This window comes from Clostridium sp. CM038 (assembly GCF_055081105.1).
In genome coordinates this window covers 167,245-185,463 of sequence record NZ_CM143651.1, presented here as the reverse complement: position 1 = coordinate 185,463, position 18,219 = coordinate 167,245, and the positions used below count along the sequence as shown (strand labels likewise).

17 protein-coding genes are annotated in these 18,219 nt (G+C 31.4%); all 17 read right to left on the bottom strand.

What is annotated here, in order from left to right; genetic code table 11:
- Positions 1-68 precede the first annotated feature (68 nt).
- Positions 69-413: a hypothetical protein gene (locus tag ACWJKS_RS00790; protein WP_216303368.1), complete on the bottom strand. Its 345-nt coding sequence runs from the start codon at positions 411-413 to the stop codon at positions 69-71.
- Positions 414-694: 281 nt separating this feature from the next.
- A complete protein-coding gene (locus tag ACWJKS_RS00785; protein ID WP_220286863.1) occupies positions 695-2,293 on the bottom strand; it encodes a CTP synthase in 1,599 nt (532 codons plus the stop codon).
- 245 nt (positions 2,294-2,538) lie between these two features.
- Positions 2,539-2,832: a ribose-5-phosphate isomerase gene (locus ACWJKS_RS00780; protein WP_216303370.1), complete on the bottom strand. Its 294-nt coding sequence runs from the start codon at positions 2,830-2,832 to the stop codon at positions 2,539-2,541.
- 155 nt (positions 2,833-2,987) lie between these two features.
- Complete coding sequence (locus ACWJKS_RS00775; RefSeq protein WP_165413042.1) at positions 2,988-3,410, bottom strand: YwiB family protein; 423 nt, start codon at positions 3,408-3,410, stop codon at positions 2,988-2,990.
- Between the two features lie 14 nt (positions 3,411-3,424).
- Positions 3,425-4,408: a tRNA 4-thiouridine(8) synthase ThiI gene (locus ACWJKS_RS00770; RefSeq protein WP_216303371.1), complete on the bottom strand. Its 984-nt coding sequence runs from the start codon at positions 4,406-4,408 to the stop codon at positions 3,425-3,427.
- 78 nt (positions 4,409-4,486) lie between these two features.
- Positions 4,487-5,518: a D-alanine--D-alanine ligase family protein gene (locus ACWJKS_RS00765; RefSeq protein ID WP_220286862.1), complete on the bottom strand. Its 1,032-nt coding sequence runs from the start codon at positions 5,516-5,518 to the stop codon at positions 4,487-4,489.
- A 410-nt stretch (positions 5,519-5,928) separates the two neighbouring features.
- Positions 5,929-7,299 (bottom strand): germination protein YpeB, encoded by a 1,371-nt coding sequence (ypeB, locus tag ACWJKS_RS00760; RefSeq protein WP_216303373.1) that lies wholly within the window; start codon positions 7,297-7,299, stop codon positions 5,929-5,931.
- A 72-nt stretch (positions 7,300-7,371) separates the two neighbouring features.
- Entirely contained in the window at positions 7,372-8,001 is a 630-nt protein-coding gene (spoIIR, locus tag ACWJKS_RS00755; RefSeq protein ID WP_165413245.1) for a stage II sporulation protein R, read from the bottom strand.
- 62 nt (positions 8,002-8,063) lie between these two features.
- Entirely contained in the window at positions 8,064-9,239 is a 1,176-nt protein-coding gene (locus ACWJKS_RS00750; protein ID WP_258876438.1) for a Ger(x)C family spore germination protein, read from the bottom strand.
- Positions 9,229-10,350, bottom strand: a complete 1,122-nt coding sequence (locus tag ACWJKS_RS00745; protein WP_220286859.1) for a GerAB/ArcD/ProY family transporter — start codon at positions 10,348-10,350, stop codon at positions 9,229-9,231. Before ACWJKS_RS00745 ends, ACWJKS_RS00750 begins: the two co-directional genes overlap by 11 nt.
- A gap of 36 nt (positions 10,351-10,386) precedes the next feature.
- On the bottom strand, positions 10,387-11,847 hold the full coding sequence (locus ACWJKS_RS00740; RefSeq protein WP_462960257.1) for a spore germination protein: 1,461 nt from the start codon (positions 11,845-11,847) through the stop codon (positions 10,387-10,389).
- 187 nt (positions 11,848-12,034) lie between these two features.
- Complete coding sequence (locus ACWJKS_RS00735; protein ID WP_216303376.1) at positions 12,035-12,226, bottom strand: CLC_0170 family protein; 192 nt, start codon at positions 12,224-12,226, stop codon at positions 12,035-12,037.
- Positions 12,227-12,413: 187 nt separating this feature from the next.
- Complete coding sequence (ispE, locus tag ACWJKS_RS00730) at positions 12,414-13,256, bottom strand: 4-(cytidine 5'-diphospho)-2-C-methyl-D-erythritol kinase (RefSeq protein WP_165413250.1); 843 nt, start codon at positions 13,254-13,256, stop codon at positions 12,414-12,416.
- Between the two features lie 284 nt (positions 13,257-13,540).
- Positions 13,541-15,103 (bottom strand): DUF3794 and LysM peptidoglycan-binding domain-containing protein, encoded by a 1,563-nt coding sequence (locus ACWJKS_RS00725; RefSeq protein ID WP_462960256.1) that lies wholly within the window; start codon positions 15,101-15,103, stop codon positions 13,541-13,543.
- Positions 15,104-15,506: 403 nt separating this feature from the next.
- Complete coding sequence (locus tag ACWJKS_RS00720) at positions 15,507-15,782, bottom strand: Veg family protein (protein WP_369811873.1); 276 nt, start codon at positions 15,780-15,782, stop codon at positions 15,507-15,509.
- 262 nt (positions 15,783-16,044) lie between these two features.
- A complete protein-coding gene (gene yabG / locus ACWJKS_RS00715) occupies positions 16,045-16,959 on the bottom strand; it encodes a sporulation peptidase YabG (RefSeq protein WP_216303378.1) in 915 nt (304 codons plus the stop codon).
- A 120-nt stretch (positions 16,960-17,079) separates the two neighbouring features.
- Positions 17,080-18,084 (bottom strand): CotS family spore coat protein, encoded by a 1,005-nt coding sequence (locus tag ACWJKS_RS00710; protein ID WP_165413253.1) that lies wholly within the window; start codon positions 18,082-18,084, stop codon positions 17,080-17,082.
- Between the last annotated feature and the right edge of the window lie 135 nt (positions 18,085-18,219).

The window sequence follows — 18,219 nt, the reverse complement described above, 5'->3', positions numbered from 1 at the left end:
TCCACTATATTTAAATTCCCCAGCAACCTATATAGTTCCATGTCCCGCCTAATTACTTGTTTTTTCTTTTATATCATAGCGTAAATCTTCTCTATAGTCTGTCTATATTCATTTACTTTTTCAATAACTTTTTGATTCTTGCCAATTAAAAATATAGGTAAGGCTAATTGTTCACATCCTCCTATAACCATATTTATTTTAAAAAACTCATTAATATTATAATGATAAAAATGAAACTCCTCACATAGCGAACACTTAACCTTAATTAATATTTCAGTACCTTTATGTAATTCAACTTTTAAAGAGGGAAATACAGTTTCCATGTTCTCTATTTCAAATATTGTCAGTTCGCAAACTTTATACTCACCATTAGGATTTTTCAAAGCCATAGCAATATTAGTATCAAATACCAATTACTTCACCTCCATATTTTATACTTCTTATGTGAATTTTTTTACATAAGGATTACTAATCATCACCTTCAGTGCTGAAATGCCGTTAAAACAAATCCATTTTTCTTGGCTATAGTGTTTAATACTAAATTCTATAAATTTAATTAAATTCCTGCTAAATTTAAATTGAAACTATTAGTAAGTTTTATATAAAAATCATTATAATTTAAAATTGTTTAATAATTTGTTATGGAGTAAAAAAATAAAGGGCTGCTTATGTTACTTACAACCCTTTAACTATATCATTTATTAAGCGAGGCCTTAATAAATGCACTAAATAATACATGTGGTTTATTAGGTCTAGATTTAAGTTCTGGATGAAACTGAACTCCAACAAACCAAGGATGATCTTTAATTTCAACTATTTCTACTAATTTTTCATCAGGACTTGTTCCTGTAAGCAAAAGTCCTGCGTCAATCATTTCTTTTCTATACTCATTATTAAATTCATATCTATGCCTATGTCTTTCATATATTACTTCATCTTTGTACGCTTCATAAGCATTAGAATCTTTTGCTAATTTACATGCATATAGCCCTAGTCTCATTGTACCTCCTTTTTCATCTAAATCTTTTTGGTCTGGCATTAAATCTATTACTGGATACTTCGTCTGCGCATCGATTTCTGAACTATTAGCGGTTTTGAGTCCCGACGCATTTCTTGCATATTCTATAACAGCGCATTGCATACCAAGGCATATCCCAAAGAACGGCACTTTATTTTCTCTAGCATATCGAGTCGCCTGTATTTTGCCTTCAATTCCTCTATCACCAAATCCTCCAGGCACCAATATTCCGTCAACATCTTCCAATATTTCACTTGCATTCTCTGAAGTTATATCGCAGGCATTTACCCATTTAATTTCTACATTGCAATCGTTAAAAAGACCTCCATGACTCAATGCCTCAACAACAGAAATATATGCATCATGAAGTTCTACATATTTTCCTACTAAAGCTATTTTTACATTTCCAGATAAACTCTTTAATTTATCTACCATATTAATCCACGCACTATTATCTATTTCAAGACAAGTAAATTTTAATTTTTTACACACTAGGGTATCTAATCCTTCTTTGTGAAGCATAAGTGGCACTTCATATAAATTCTCAGCATCCAAGTTTTGAATTACGCAGTTCGCCTCCAAATTACAGAACAGACCTATTTTGGACTTCAAATCATCAGATATCTCCTTCTCAGAACGACATACTATGATGTCTGGCTGAATGCCTATACTTCTCAATTCTTTTACAGAATGTTGGGTTGGCTTGGTTTTAAGTTCTCCAGCCTTCCTTAAATATGGCACTAATGTAACATGGATAAAGCAAACATTCTCTATTCCTACTTCATATTTCACCTGCCTTATAGCCTCTAAAAAAGGTAAAGACTCAATATCCCCAACAGTTCCACCGATTTCAGTTATAACAACATCTACGTCTTTTTCTTTAGCTACTCGATAGACCCTTTCTTTTATCTCATTAGTTATATGTGGGATTACTTGCACTGTACCACCTAAATAGTCCCCTCGCCTCTCTTTTGATATGACTGACCAATATACTTTCCCTGTGGTTACATTACTACTCTTGCTTAAGTTCTCATCAATAAATCTCTCATAATGCCCTAAATCTAAATCTGTTTCCGCACCATCATCCGTAACAAAAACTTCACCATGCTGATATGGACTCATGGTGCCCGGGTCCACATTTAAATATGGGTCAAATTTTTGAATAGAAACCTTTAACCCTCTATTTTTTAAAAGCCTTCCTAACGAAGCTGCTGTTATTCCTTTCCCTAAAGATGACACTACTCCCCCTGTAACAAATATGTACTTAGCACTCATAATTACTCCCCCTATGTTTTATTGCTCATCATAAGTTATTTAACTATTATAAAAAACAACTTGACAAATGTTCTTTATAATTCTATAATAGGAATTACCCTATAAATTGAATAGTATGGTATAATGGCGTATTTATTATTAAAATAATAATATTATTTTAGCATATTTTTTTGTCATTCACCAGTGTTTTTTTGTTTTTCTTTTTTTTTGAGTTTTGTTATGTAAAATCTCAAATATTTACATTTCTAGTTGTCTCTATCTAATATGTTTTCTATTTCGAAATACCTCTCTCTAAATTCTTTATTAATGAAAAATCGTTCCTCTGCTTTTTTTAACCCATAATTAGCAGCTCTTTTGTTTGAAATCAGAAAATTCTTATAAGCGCTTTCTTCATCTCCACATTTATACTTTTTTAATAATAAGAATAAAATATACTTACACTCTCTGTCTTTTAATATTTTTAATGATTCATGACTTTTTATGCCTTTAACGTAACAAATAGCTTCTATTATCTTCTCATAATTAATATTTTTTAACATTAAATCACTCCTAGATTTTCTATATATTATGTTGTCACTTAAATTATTGACACTTATACACAAAAACTATACACATAACTTTAACTTGTTGTTAAAAAAAAAGTGTATCATGTTAATAAAGGCTATGTTCTAAAATTAGAACATAGCCTTTATTTTTATTGTGCTTTAATGTTAATTTGCAAAGTCGTACTTAAAACCTGTTGATTCCCTATTATCATATCATAATCTATAAATACATCTCCGCCGTTATCGTCCACATTCATCTTTAACTCCTTAGTATCCACAGTAAGATCTAATGCTCCATGGGGCGTATTGTATAAAGTTAAGTCCCTTACATACTTCTTAAATTTCATTTCAGTATTAGTAGTTCCTGTTCTTATAAGTGTAAACTTTTCTTCATCAATTTTTAAAGTAGTAGTAGTTCCCTTCATTCCTGAAATCTCGGTCTCTTCATATACTGCATAATAGCAATCATCTTCTTTATAAAATTTACCCGGTGTCACCACCTCAATTGCTTCACCATCATCTTCATTGTCAGCTTGTTTGCTAACAACTGAAATTATTGCGTTTTTCTTCATACCCTTACCCCTCGCTATTTTAAAATGTAGTTGTTTATTTCTTCATCAGTTGCAGGCGTTATATCTATAAATTTATTTAAAGGCTGATCATAACTGCCATAACTAATAGATATATTTTTTTCATCCTTACCCTTACAATATCTCCCCGCAATTTTAGCTGCAAATTCAATATCTTCATTTGTCTCTTTGCCAATTATAGCAACAGTAGACCCATTATAATCCGCAGATAAGAATACTAAATCTTCCTGCGTTAAAAGTTGTTTTAATAATTCCCCCTCTTCCTGAGTTCTTGTAGATATAATCCTAGCATCCTTAGATACCTTAAAATGTCTTCCTATTTTTAATAATTCTAGATCTTTTTTTGATATATCTTCTTTATACTCGAAGAGGTCCTTAAGTCTTATAGAATAGTTAGGCTCCGTAAGTTTACATCCACCAGCAGGTGATGGATACTCTAGAATACCCCACATTTGTGCTAGTTCCATTTGAGTCTTTCTGCTTCTCCCTTTTATATCCAAAAGAGCATTTCTATCTATTAACCCTTCAATCTCCATTTGAGTTGGATTAAGATTCTTAGCGCATAATGGTCTTAAGATTTTATCTCCTATACCCGATTCATTTTTCACTATATCTAAAGCTGATCTATTTTGCGACATAGGTCTTTGATTTAACACTTCTCCTGTTATAATAAAATCCGCATGAAATCTCTCTAATAGCTCTCCACTATATCTCATCATCATAGCATGGCAATCGATACAAGGATTCACATTCTTCCCATATCCATGTTTTGGATTTCTTACCATTTCAAAATGTTCATTTGAAAAGTCTATAACTTCTAATGGTATATCTATTTGTTTAACGATTTTCAATGCATTTTCCTCATTGAAAAAGTGTGATTTAAAGCATATCCCAATGACTTCTATTCCCTGATCTTTTACAAGTTTTGCTGCTAATATACTATCAAGGCCTCCAGAAATCATAGCCAAAGCTGTTGTCATAAGCAATACCTCTCTTTACTGTATTTTAATAATTCCTATTAAACCATCTCCTGCGGAGCTGAAATGTCGTTAAAACTACTATTTATTGTTCCTATTGATAGCCAATTCAATAAGTTCATCAATAAGCTTCACATAAGTTTTCCCTGTAGCTTGCCACATTTTAGGGTACATACTTATTTGAGTAAAGCCCGGTATAGTATTAACTTCATTTAAATAAACTTCTTCTGTTTCTTTATCCACTAGGAAATCCACTCTTGCCATTCCAGCACAATCTAGTATTTTATAAATTTTTATAGCTTCATCTTTAATGGTCTGTAGCTTAGCTTCACAGAGCGCTGCAGGTATTAAAAGTTTAGATTCCTCGTTTTTATATTTAGCTTCATAATCATAAAATTCTTTTGCGGGGATTACTTCTCCCGGAATAGCCGCCTCAGGATAATCATTCCCTATTACAGCAACCTCAATTTCCCTTGCATTAATGGCCTGTTCAACTAAAATTTTTCTATCATATTTTAGAGCTTCTTCTACTCCAAGCATTAATTCATATTTGTTGTGTGCTTTTGTTATACCTACAGAGGACCCTCCATTAGACGGTTTAATAAATACTGGATAGCCCAATTTTTTTTCTATCTTTTCTATTAATATTTCTTTGTCTTTTGCATGTTCGCTCGAATTTATTACCACATAATCAGCTTGCTTTACATTGAATTTTTCTAATAAGTATTTTGTATATACTTTATCCATGCAAATAGCAGAGGACATTACTCCGGGGCCCACGCAAGGAATATTGGATAATTTGCACATACCTTGAATAGTTCCATCTTCTCCAAATGAACCATGCAATACTGGGAATACTACATCCACTTCTTTATTAAATATAATTTTTTGTCCCTCTGGCCTCTTATAATATTCGTCCTTTTCCCATTCACCATTCTCTATGTTATCTAATTTACCAGTATATTCAAACCATAGCCCATCCTTAGTTATTCCTATAGGGTATATATCATATTTTGTTTGATCAATATTTTTCAATACTGATGTTGCTGACATTCTCGAAACCTCATGTTCTGTGGACTGACCACCAAATAACACTGCTATCTTCTTTTTCATTAACGCTCACTCCTTATAACCATAGTAACCATTTTCCAAATAAATTTAGTATTACATACTAGTTTTTTAGTATATAATACTAAATTTTTTTAGTATTGTATCATATTATATCATTTTTATCTATTCCTTTGTATTTTAATTTTCAAAACTCACTTTCTCTAATAACACCACTCGAAATTATAATGGCAAATTAAATCACCTCCTGGGTCGCTGCATAGCTTCGAAGAAGATGAATTGACGACTTCAGAAGGAGATTTATACTCCACTTATAGAAGTGGGATACTTCCCGTCTGAAACGTCGTTAAAACAACTCAATTAAAGAGAGGATATACGTGCATAAATCGCACATATATCCTCTCTTTAATTGACTACTACATGTAATATTTTCGTCCTCTTAACCTTTTATTATACTAAATAGTTAACTTGCCATTAGGCGTGTCTATTATTTCCATTATTCTTTCTTCATAACCAGTATCAGCATTAATGTACACTATAAAATTTTTCTCCTTATATAACCCTAAAAACTCATAGCACAATACTTCTTTATTAGTCTCGGTTGGTATGACAGCCAAACTAATTTTATTTATTTTCAGCCTTTTACCAACCTTTTCTTGCGCTTTTGCTGCTGTTACTTTTGGTTTAACGTTCTTCCTTTTTTCAACATGAGAAATTAGAAATTTTTCAGATTCAATTCCTATAATACTACCATCGTCTAGCGCAATCTTAAGCTTTACTTGATCTGGATAAATCGCCACTTCTCCTTGTTTATACACATAACTTACCACTACTGTATTATCATAATTCAGCACGTATGTAGACTCCATATTTTTATATCCTATTTTACTAATAAACTTACTTCCACTTTGTATTGCCTTATCAGCATTCAAAGTTGGTTTTCCTATAGCCCTATTATCTAATAAATATACTATTCTACCTCCATTTTTACTTACTTCTATTACTGCTTTACCATCACCTTTACCTCTACCTTTAAATGCTACATGAAAGTTGTAAGCAGGTATTTTAGTCTTCCCTTCTTGTGGGTTACTTTCAATGCTTTCAATTTTATCTTCTCCAAATATATTTTTTATTATCTTGATTGCTTCTTTTTCGCTTACTTCCTTTTGGGACATTATTTTAGGCTTTATTTCTAATACATTATCTGAGAAAGGCCCATCATAAATTAATGCTGGATACTGAACTATTTGTTTTTGTATACCCGTGAATTTTTCAGTCACAAGGCTCTTACCCTCTTTTGCAAATACTCCACTACTTTTTTTCCTAATCTCTCCCCATTTGACTTTACCTTCATTTATTTCAGAAAGCACTCCATTTAATTGTTCCTGGAGCGTATACGATTGCATCTCTAATTTGTCAATTAATTCATATTCCTTATCATTAAGTTCCTTTCCTTCTGATGATGCTTTGCCTAAAGTGTAGCAGAAATCTCCTACTTGAGTTAAAAATTCACTAGTATCCGAAATAACTGATTGTTCGAGTGGCAACGAATGTAATTTATCATTTGCGGTGGCTGAATGTCTAAATATTTCTTCAAAGACTACTATGCTCTGTTCTCTAGACCCCACAATAGCAGATTTACCTAGGTTTACCCTTATATTTTGTACAGAACTAACAAGTTCATACATATTTTTACTATATTGACCTTGAAGATAATTTCTATAATCTAATCTTTCCAAAAACATTAGTATAGCAAAAGTAGTTGAAAATACAACAATTATAGTTACAACACTTGTATACAAAATTCTTTTCTTTAGCATTTTCATATGTTTCCCTCCCGGTATTCTTCATAAGGGGATAATAATTATTATCCTCCTAGTAGTCTTCTAGATATTTTTTCAACTAAATAATTTGTTAAAAATCTCGCCAATTTTAAATTTAACAACTATTTTTTTATTATTTACAGTATTATCTACCAAATTATACTCATCATCCGACAATACTGTTTTCATTTCTTTTTCCGTTTTTTCATATGATACATTTCCTTTAGTAATATCTACAAAACATAATGGTGGAAACATAACACACCACCAGTTTTGGCCTGTGCCAGTTCCAATAATAATTCTGTAAGCCTCATATTTACCTTGAGGCAAAGTTATATTTCCGTAGGTTTTAACTGGAAAGTTTTCCTCTGAAAGTGTCGATGCTACGGAATATTTAAACCCATTTTTCTTTATAACAGTTTCCGCAATTTTTTTAATGTTTTTATTTTCATTCTTTATAATCTTTCTTGATTCTTCTATGCTCTTGCAATCCTTAAGTTTTGGTGATATATATTTTAAAACAGAATCTCTTACTTTTAATTTTAACTTTTGATCTGTTTTGTCATCACTATTAGCTATTACATGAAACCTTATAAGTTTACCAGCAACATCACTTTGGTTTACTTTTCCACTCATATTATTTGTATTTAAAGCTATGGAAATTAAAATAATTATGGTAATGCTTGTTAATATAAATTTTTTCATGTTTATCCCCCCCCGGATATAATGATTCACATTAAAAGTATTAACATATTATGCAATTTTATTCATTGAACTGCTCCGATTCTTCGAATTTTAGTATTAACAGTCACATTTACTGTTGCATTTTTATATTTCCCATCCCAATCCTTTTCTATTTTGTTCCATAACGAAGGGTTAAATTTTTCAATATTTTCACGGGTTCCAAATGGATCTATCTCAAATTTTTTTATAGCAATTCCCATGTTTTTTTCACATTCTTCACTAATTGACTTATTAAAAGTATTTTGCAGTCTTTGCAACTCACCTTTTTCAAGTATTCTTTTACCTACATAATAGCCACCCAGCTGACCCTCAAGGCTTATATCTATATCAATAGCTAACTTACCTCCTTCCTGCGTAACTTTCATTTTCCTTTCATATCCGTCTATTATATAATCAACAGGGTGTCCTTCCATGTATATAACTTTTTTACCAGCTTTAAACTTCCCACTTAACAATTGGATATCCATCAGCTCGATTGGCGTAAAATATCCTTTTAATTCATAATCTTTAATTATAGCAGCACCAGTTAAAATCAATTCTTTTTTCCCCTTATCTAAAGTTATTCTAGGTAGTAACGCACTTCCATTTTCGCTTAAAAGAATAAGAAATTCATTTAAATTTATGCTCATAATTCTAGAATTTCTCTTGCTGTTATCCATAAGTCCAGAAATATAATATTGGGTGCTATTTTCTGTCATAGGTTTAAATTTTATATAGTCTTCAGCTATGCCTTCCGAAACAACTACCTGAAGCATTCTATTTATGCTAGGATTTCGTTGCATATAATCCACAATCTCTTTGACAGTATCTTTATATTTTAATACATCATCGCTTAATATAAGTAACTTAGCATGCCCCATATATATCTCTCTACTACTTTTAGCTATGGCTTCTGACGCAGCATCCTCCATAGAGGATGCCTGCGTATTAATGTATTTTTCCTGTGGACTCCCACCTTTATCCCCCCCTATCACACTCATGTCTGGAAATCCATAAGTTACATCAATTTTTTTAATCTTCGCCTCAGCAAATGGTTCTTCCGGATTAATACTTTTTAATTCCTTTTCTTTATCAATATCTTCCCCTGCGTCAACAGCTATAGTAGATATGAAATTAAGCCTATCTATTTCTACTTTATCCCAGCATCCGCTAAGCAACATACAGCTTAAGATAACCGGTAAAACCTTCTTAAATTTCATCCGCACTTTTCCGCCCCCCTTTACCCTTACTTTTACATTTACCTACCAATAAGATGAGTATCGGCAAGAGTAGAAAAAGAAATATCGCCGTTAATATAACTGGTGTCGTTTTAAATTGCAAAGCATAAAGTTCTGCTATATTTTGTGGATATAGTGCTACGACATAAATAATAGGCATAATTAAAAGTGAAGATAGTTTAATATCTTTCAATTTAAATACATTTTTTACAATCTCCCCCGAAAAGAAATAAGCATTAACAAAGGTGGCGAAATAAAAAAATATCCAGAACGCCATTACTATTCCTTCCCACCGTTCTATAAATGAACCTGGTATATATAATGATCTTATCATGGAAATAGTTGGCCATAATAAAATTCTACTCTGCGATTTAGAGAACACCGCTAAAACAAGTATCATTACAATTAGATAAAAGATTGTTACAAACATAATACTCTTTTTTAACACACGGGGTGAATTGCTCTTATTCTTAACATAAGGGAGAATAAGGTAGGCTATTTCAATCCCACCAAAACAGAATAAAATATACCTAGAAGCCCTAAAGTAATCGGACGGCTTATTATTAAGTACTGGTAATAAATTTGTAAAATCTGCATTTATTGCGATAAGTATGAAAACTGTAAAAGCGGGAATAAACATAATCCAAAATACAATTTCATTAAACTTAACTAAATCACATATTTCACCTCTAACTAAGTAAGTTCCTGTTAAAATAGTAATCATCAAAATAAATTCTGTAGGAGTTCGCCTTAATAAATGTAATTTAATTACTTCAGCAAACTCCCTCATTCCAAGAGAAGCAATAAATATACTATAAATTGCAAATGTAATCCCAAATATGCCTCCAAGAAGCTTTCCAAAATTATTCTGCAATATATTTGTAAGTTCTTCAAAATCGTTTTTATCCATAACCATGTACATAAGATACAGTAATAAAAAAACAACTATTCCGCCGGCTAAAGTAACTATCCACGCGTCACTACCTACTTTATCTATGACTTCTCTTGGGCTGGAAAATATCCCTACGCCTACTATAGCTACCACTACAGTAGTAAACAACCCAAAGTCTCCAATTATCTTTTTATCTCTCATAATATCCCTTTAGCCTCCACATAAAAGATGTACAAATTATTTTTGTCTTATCTTATCTCCCGTTTTCATATATTTAGGCCTCTCTTTTAGAGAAGATATTGGCGCTCTAATATACATGTCTTTTAAATCCTTAATGTTAATATCCACCGCTGGCGCTAAATAAGGTATTCCAAAACTTTTCATCCTAACTAGGTGAATTAGAAGTATAATGAGCCCAATCATTATTCCATAAAATCCTACAATTGCCGCCGCAATAATAAGCAGAAACCTGACAAGTCTAAAAGCTGTAGTAACTTCATAATTAGGAGTTACAAATGTAGTAATAGCTGTAATTGCCACAATAATTGTCATAATTGGACTAACTATTCCCGCACTCACTGCAGATTGCCCTATAACAAGTCCTCCTACTATTCCAATAGTAGCTCCAATGGGCCTCGGTAATCTAACCACAGCTTCCATAAGAAGCGCTAAGAATAATTCCATAATTATAGCCTCTACAAATGCAGGAAATGGCACTCCTTCCCTAGAAGCTGCTATAGCATAAGCTAATTTAGTAGGTATTATAGCTGTATGAAAAGAGGTAATTGCTACATAAAGTGCTGGTGCAGTAAGAGAAATAAATATAGAAAGCATTCTAATAACTCTAACCATAGAACTATGCATCCACCTTTGATAATAATCATCTGGGGATTGAAATAAATTAGGTAATGTAGCTGGAACAACAATTGCAAAAGGAGAATTATCTACAACCAATGCTACTCTACCTTCATATAAAGCTGCTGCTACTACGTCTGGTCTCTCTGTACTTTGTATTTGAGGAAATGGAGAATATTTATTATCCTCTATTAGCTGCTCGATGTAAGCACTATCAAAAACTGCATCGATGTTTATTCTTTCTATTCTATCCTCAAGTTCTTGAAGTACTTCTTTATTTACTATATCGTCAATATACATAATAGCCACATCGGTTTTCGATCTAGTTCCTATATCTTTAGGTTTAATTCTTAGCTTTGTATCTCTAATTCGCCTTCTAATTAATGCCGTATTGAATCTTATAGTTTCTGTAAATCCTTCTCTCGCTCCTCTAATTACCGTTTCACCAGATGGATCACCTACCCCTCTAGCAGGCCAATCTCGGGTAGCAATAACATATGCGCAATTTAGTTCATCTATAAACATTAATGTGTCCCCAGAAAGGGCAGCATTAACTCCTTCACTTAATTTTTTCACTTCCCGCATATCAGTCACTGCAAGTACAGTGTCTTTTATTTCCTCTACATTCTCTATCCCCTTTGACCATAACATTAATGGCTCTAATACATAATGATTGAGTAGCTGGTTATTTGCCATTCCATCAATGTAAACTAATGCGGCTTTCCACTCTCCCACATTAAAAATTCTAAAAATAACATCCGAATTATCTTGTAAAAGTTCTTTTAAGTACTCTATATTTTTTCCTGCATCAAGTTCAATTTTATCATTAATGCTCTCTTTCATATCCTTCACTTCCTTATATGTATTGATCGACTATAGCCTTAACTCATCTCCTGGGTCGCTGCAACATATTCGTAGAAAATGCATTAACGACTTCAGCAGGAGATTTATACCTCTACTGAAGTTTTCTATTTACTAGGACATATAACTCCCATTTATAGAAGCGGGAAACTTTCCTTCTGAAATGTCGTTAAAATATCCACCTCAGTGTAAATAGAACGATAGCTGTAATAATTGCAAGCCATCCTAAGACACGCGCTTTTTTACTGATAATTCCCATTCCAGATTTCTTAAAGTTTCTCACATCCACGGCAAGTACAACGGCGCCTTGAACTACCATCATTGTAAGAAAATAGATATCAAACAACTCTAAAACTCTCATACCTTTACTCCCTATTTTAGTATAATTATCAAAACAATATAAACTTTATGATTAAGCAACTTAACCCTACTTTGTTTTAACTAGCTTTTACGACACCGGTAGAAAATATTCACTTATATAAATATAAAAACGCGCAAAAACCACAAAGGGTTTTTACGCGTTCTTATATTTCACTATAAAATTATATTTATATCGTCCTTGTTATATATACTTCTTTATATTGAATTTTAAATTTATCATAGCATCTCTGGGCTTTTAACATGTCATCAAAAAAAGCAAATATCGTCGGTCCGCTTCCGCTCATCATTGAACCCATTGCACCCATTTTAACCATATCTTCTTTTATTCTTTTGAGAACTGGATATTTTCTTAGTGTAACATTTTCAAGTAAATTTTTCATACTACTGCATACATCTGCTAATTTTTCTTGTTCCATAGCTTTTATTAATGCATTTGTATCTGGATGCTTAAAAATTTTACTAATATCTAAGTTTTTAAAAACCTCCCTAGTAGATACTCCAAAATTTGGCTTAACCAATACTAAAATATAATTTTTAAAAGGCGCGAGCGGGGTAATAATTTCTCCTATACCTTCACACAAGGCAGTCCCCCCTGTTATACAATAAGGGACATCTGCACCTATTTGGACACCTAACTTCATAAGTTCATTGTCATCTACATCTATTTTGAATACTTGATTCAATGTTTTAAAAACAGCTGCTGCATCCGCACTCCCACCTGCCATACCTGCTGCTACAGGAATATTTTTCTTAAGATATATATTTATACCTTCGCTAATATCATAAGTGTCCATAAAAAGTTTTGCAGCCTTATATACTAAATTCTTATCATCTGTAGGTATGTACGGCTTATTGCAGCTTATATTAATACCTTTGTTACATTTTTGAAAGGACATAGAATCATATAGATCTACATTTTGCATAACCATTTTCAGTAAATGATATCCATCTTCTCTTTTACCTACTATATCTAAAGATATGTTTATTTTTCCATAAGCTTTTACTAACATGATTTTCCTCCAACTCTTTATTGATAATTCACAAAAGCAATTCAATTAATAATTGTTCAGCCCCCCCCTTAAGGGATTCCAAGGTTTATATAAGATGAATCATTTCTTGTGAAACATTGTTAATAAAATCAGTATATTACAACAAATTTAATATTGCTACCTATAATTTAAAAAATGCTATGCCAAACATAATAAAACCCCTATGTGTTATTTATACCACATAGGGGTTAGGGCTACTTGAAAACTAATTTATACAATCAATTTTCAGTCAGCCATATTATTTTTTATATGATTATTCTACCTGGTATTATAAGTTTTTGTGAAACTTTTATAATATTAGGGTCTTCTATTTGATTCACTCTTGCAATTTCTTGCATTGTTGTATTATATTTTTTAGCTATTTTCCACAAGGTGTCTGATGATTGAACTACATAAATAGTAACACTAGCTTTTTTCTTAGGCGCCTCCCCTTCTATTGGATAAACATCAACTAAAAATTTTTTCTGTACCATATAATTTACTCTTACATATACTTTAACCACAGCTCTAACAGCCATATTCGCTGCCTCAATATCTACATTTATATTTTCGAGTGAAACTTTACACATGCTGCTCATATTTATCTTAGCACCTAATATATCCGCCCCACAGCTGAAAGGGATCTCATCAGTCACAGCGGAAAGATATTTTTCTTCATCATCACTTCTATATAATATAGTTACATTCATTATGCCATCAATTATAACCTTATCCTCAATCACCTTTTTATCTGTTACACAAACGGTGGCATTACACATAATGACCTTGCTAGGCTTACCCTTGCTGCTATCTAGTTCTATATCTCCTTTAACTAAGGTCTCCGTTAATAATTGTCCTTGCATTACATTAAGTCCATAATCCTTTTTATCCATCTCAAGCTTTGTAGTCGGTGAATATACATCTTCAATCATATCCACTTCCTCTTTGTGCATGCCTCTCGTATTAGTTTTTATCAAAAACTCTACATCAATAATTCTTTTTTCTCCCAAATCATCTTCCTTAATATCATATTCCATAGCATCTACCTTAAAGTCTGTATACTGATCCATGTAAGGATTCACATCTTGAAAATCTAACTCTTTATTTAGCATAACCTCATGCCCAATATAAATTAATTCCCTGCTATCTTTGCCCTTATATATCATATTAATAACTGCATAAGCATTTATTTGAATTTTTCCTTCGTACAATTTCACTTCTTTCTTATGAATATTAACATCACACTTTATAATTTTAGCAATTTCTGGATTCTCCATTGGAACTTTTATATTAGCCTTTCCAATAAGCTCACCATTAAAATTCCTTATGACTTTATCTATACTCGTAGGATTTTTTAAATATTGAATATCCTTAACTGCTTCAATATCCTTAACTATTTGGAAATTGAAATTTTTATATACCTCAGATTTTGATTTTAAAATACCCTCTAGACATATTTTCCTCTCATTAACTATTCTACACTCCATATGTTCTACAAAACATTCAGCATCACAAAGCATTTCAGGCATCGCGCCCATTATATCTATTGTATTTGAGAACTTTGAACTATATACAACGTTCTCCACATCAGTACGTTCTTGACCTTTTGTAATATAAAGTACATTATATTGAATTTCGCCTTCTAAATATACCTTATCTTGAATTATTTCTTTAGAATTTATTAAGGCTTTAACATCTAACATAAGAATTTCCTTAACATCAGGATGAGTATCCGGTATTACATATTCTTCTTTCACTACTGTATCAACAGTATTTTCTCCTAACAATTGTTCATACTCTATGTTTTCTCTTTTCAAATTTATTTCCACATTATGCCTCCTCGTATTTCTATTGGGGTACCACTTATAGGTTGTTACCCTCCTAAAATACCTACTATTAATATATATAGAAATAGACACTTAAATATGATATTTAATACTTTTATTCGTATTGCAAAATTCAACATAATTCTCTAATAAAAAAGAAAAAAGTATATATTACTATTAATGCTCAAAATCGGTAATACATTTTAAACATAATAAAAAACCATATAATAAAGGGAATACACAGTTATTAATAACCCAATGCATTCCCTTTAATATATGCTCTGTTAATCTTATATCAGTCACATGAAAACAAATAACAAGCTAGTATATTTTACTTGTTATTTGTTTTCATATGCCTATTCTCTATTTATAAATATAAAAAACGATACTATGATACAGTATCGTTTTATCCTGCAAAAACTATTTGAACTGTTTTTGTCAAAACATCTGAATAACTATACGTCACTGTCCTGTGGGTGTCTTTTTCTAATCTAATAACAAAAATATTTGGATAAGTCTTTTCAATAACTCCATTATCCACAAGAATCTTTCTTCTTCCACCATTAGCTTTTAATGTTACTCTTTCGCCAACATGACTTTCAATTTCATCTTTTATTGAAGTCAGTACATTTATTTTTTCCAAAGCAAACACCCTCTTTCCACACTTTACATTATATATCATATATTCTTCTTTGTCAAGTAAGCTTTATATTTTATCACTACTTTAACAATTTTGTCAATGTTGATTTTATGTTAACAAAATTCATTTTCATCGATTATTCGTCGCATAATTAATTATTATCTATTTTATGAGCATTTACCTTATAAATCACTAATGTAGTATACTTACATACCATTTTTAATACAATCTATGATAGTTTGTTTAACTACTCAAAATAAAATAACCAGCATTCTAGTAAATTTTTTAAAGATAACCTACGCGCCTATATATACTTAGACTTAGGAAACCCCTCTCTATACTTTCCTCTAGTTTGTAATCCACCTATCCCATCTAATCCTGTTATAGTGTTCTGTATAACATCTTCTATGGCTACAACATTTTCTATATTTGTATAAGCAATCTTCTCAGAAACTAACACGGGGTCTAAACAATGGATTAAGACGCGATTTGGAGAGCTAGCAAAATTAGCACCAGCATCTAAAATTGCCTCATAACAGGATTGACATGCCCCTGCAAATATTACTAAATCATCATAATTGCTATTATAAGATCTAAGAGCCATAACCGCCTCTACAAAGTACTTTGAATTTCTGTAGTTATTTAAATTCATATAATCATTTATTCCTTTTACCATACCATCATGTCCTGTTATTACTACTATATCCGGCTTAACTTCTTTTACTAAATTCACTATTTCATTTGGTTGATTTTTTTCTGATATTATCATCCCTACAGCATTTAATGATAACTGCTTATAAGTTTTTAAGCACACTTCTAAATATTCTGCATCACCATCAACGTGCAGTATTTTTCCGGGTCTTCCAAAAACCATATCTTTATTTTTGTACTCTTTGTATTTTTCTTGTTTTAACTGCAAATCTTTAATTTTCCCTTTGAAATCTATAGCCGATCCTCTGTCTCCCCTGCTCCCTTTAATTCTATTCATTAATACTCTTTTAATAGATGCATTTACCTTTTTATTAAAAACCTTATCAATTTCATAAATGGCATCTTCTTCTACTAATTCTAAATCCTCACTTAAAGAGTCAGCTTCTATTCTTAAATTTATTCCCTTAAGTAAATACACCTCATCATTATCTCCTGGCACAATATCTATTATTTTAAATGTAATGTCTCCGCCATAAGATTTTCTTACTACGATGTCGCCTATTTTCACAATACCACCTCCATATTTAAACCCATAATATATATTATGAAAATATAGTGAATAGGTGAAATCAAAAAAAGTTATGTAAACATTATATTTACATAACTTTAATAAATACCATGGTTTATTCTACCTCTGATTGAAGACTTTTTTATATTCTTCAATAAATGCCATATACTTTTCTTTTTCAGAAATTAACTCCTCCATCTTCTTGTTAAAAGTATTTTGAATCCAGGTAACTTCATTATAATAGTACCTATTACAAAGCCTCCAATATCGTTGCGGAAATACTAAAAATGCATATATGAGTCTGTACTCTTCTTCTAACAGAGGATTTACACTGCTATACGCCTCTAATACTATTTCAGCATATTTTATGTCCCAATCCTGCTTTTTAAGCATCTTGATCAAAAAATTAGATAAATCGTATGCTTTTACTTCTCTTTTGCAGTAATCAAAATCAATTATATTAACATCATTATTTTTATCAATAATAATATTATGATAAGTATAATCATGGTGGCAAAATCCTTTTTCTTCTTCTGTTTGCCTACATATGTCGAAGTACCTAGAGTCATCGAGTATTGCCATAGCTCTTTTGGCTAATTCTTTTTGATCATCAACACTCCTGATATAATTCATATCAAAATCTGTTTTAAAATTCTTCTTTTTTCTAATCATACCTTGCATTTTATCAAAGGACTTTATTCGTTTTTCCATCAGATGTGGCCATCTTCCAAGATCCGTTTTTAACTTACTATTTTCTGGTGGATCATATCCTTTGGATGCAATATGCATATAAGCTAATTCTTTTGCGGCCTCAACTAAATCCTCCTCATTGTGAAAATCACATTCGCGACCATCTATCCAGGTTGATAGTGTATAAATATCTTCATTAACTAATGCATAAGGATTTCCTTCAGTATTTAAAAAATATCTATCAACCTTGTCAAATCCATTTTTTGCAAGATGCTCTTTGGCTCCATATACAAACAAAAGTTTTTGTGTCCCGTAACTGATTTTCTTTAGACACTTAGCTCCGTCATCCGTCTTTAAAAAATACACTCCCTTATTGGGACGTATACTTTCTATCTTAATACCATATTGTCTTTCAATTTCAAATTCCCTCATCATGTTACTCACCCCCCCTATAATTTATATTACTAATATTTCATTTTAGAATAAATTATTGTATGTTTTAACAACATTTATGCTTTCGCTTAATATAATAAAATATATCCATCTATTAAATCAGTATTTAAGGAGTCT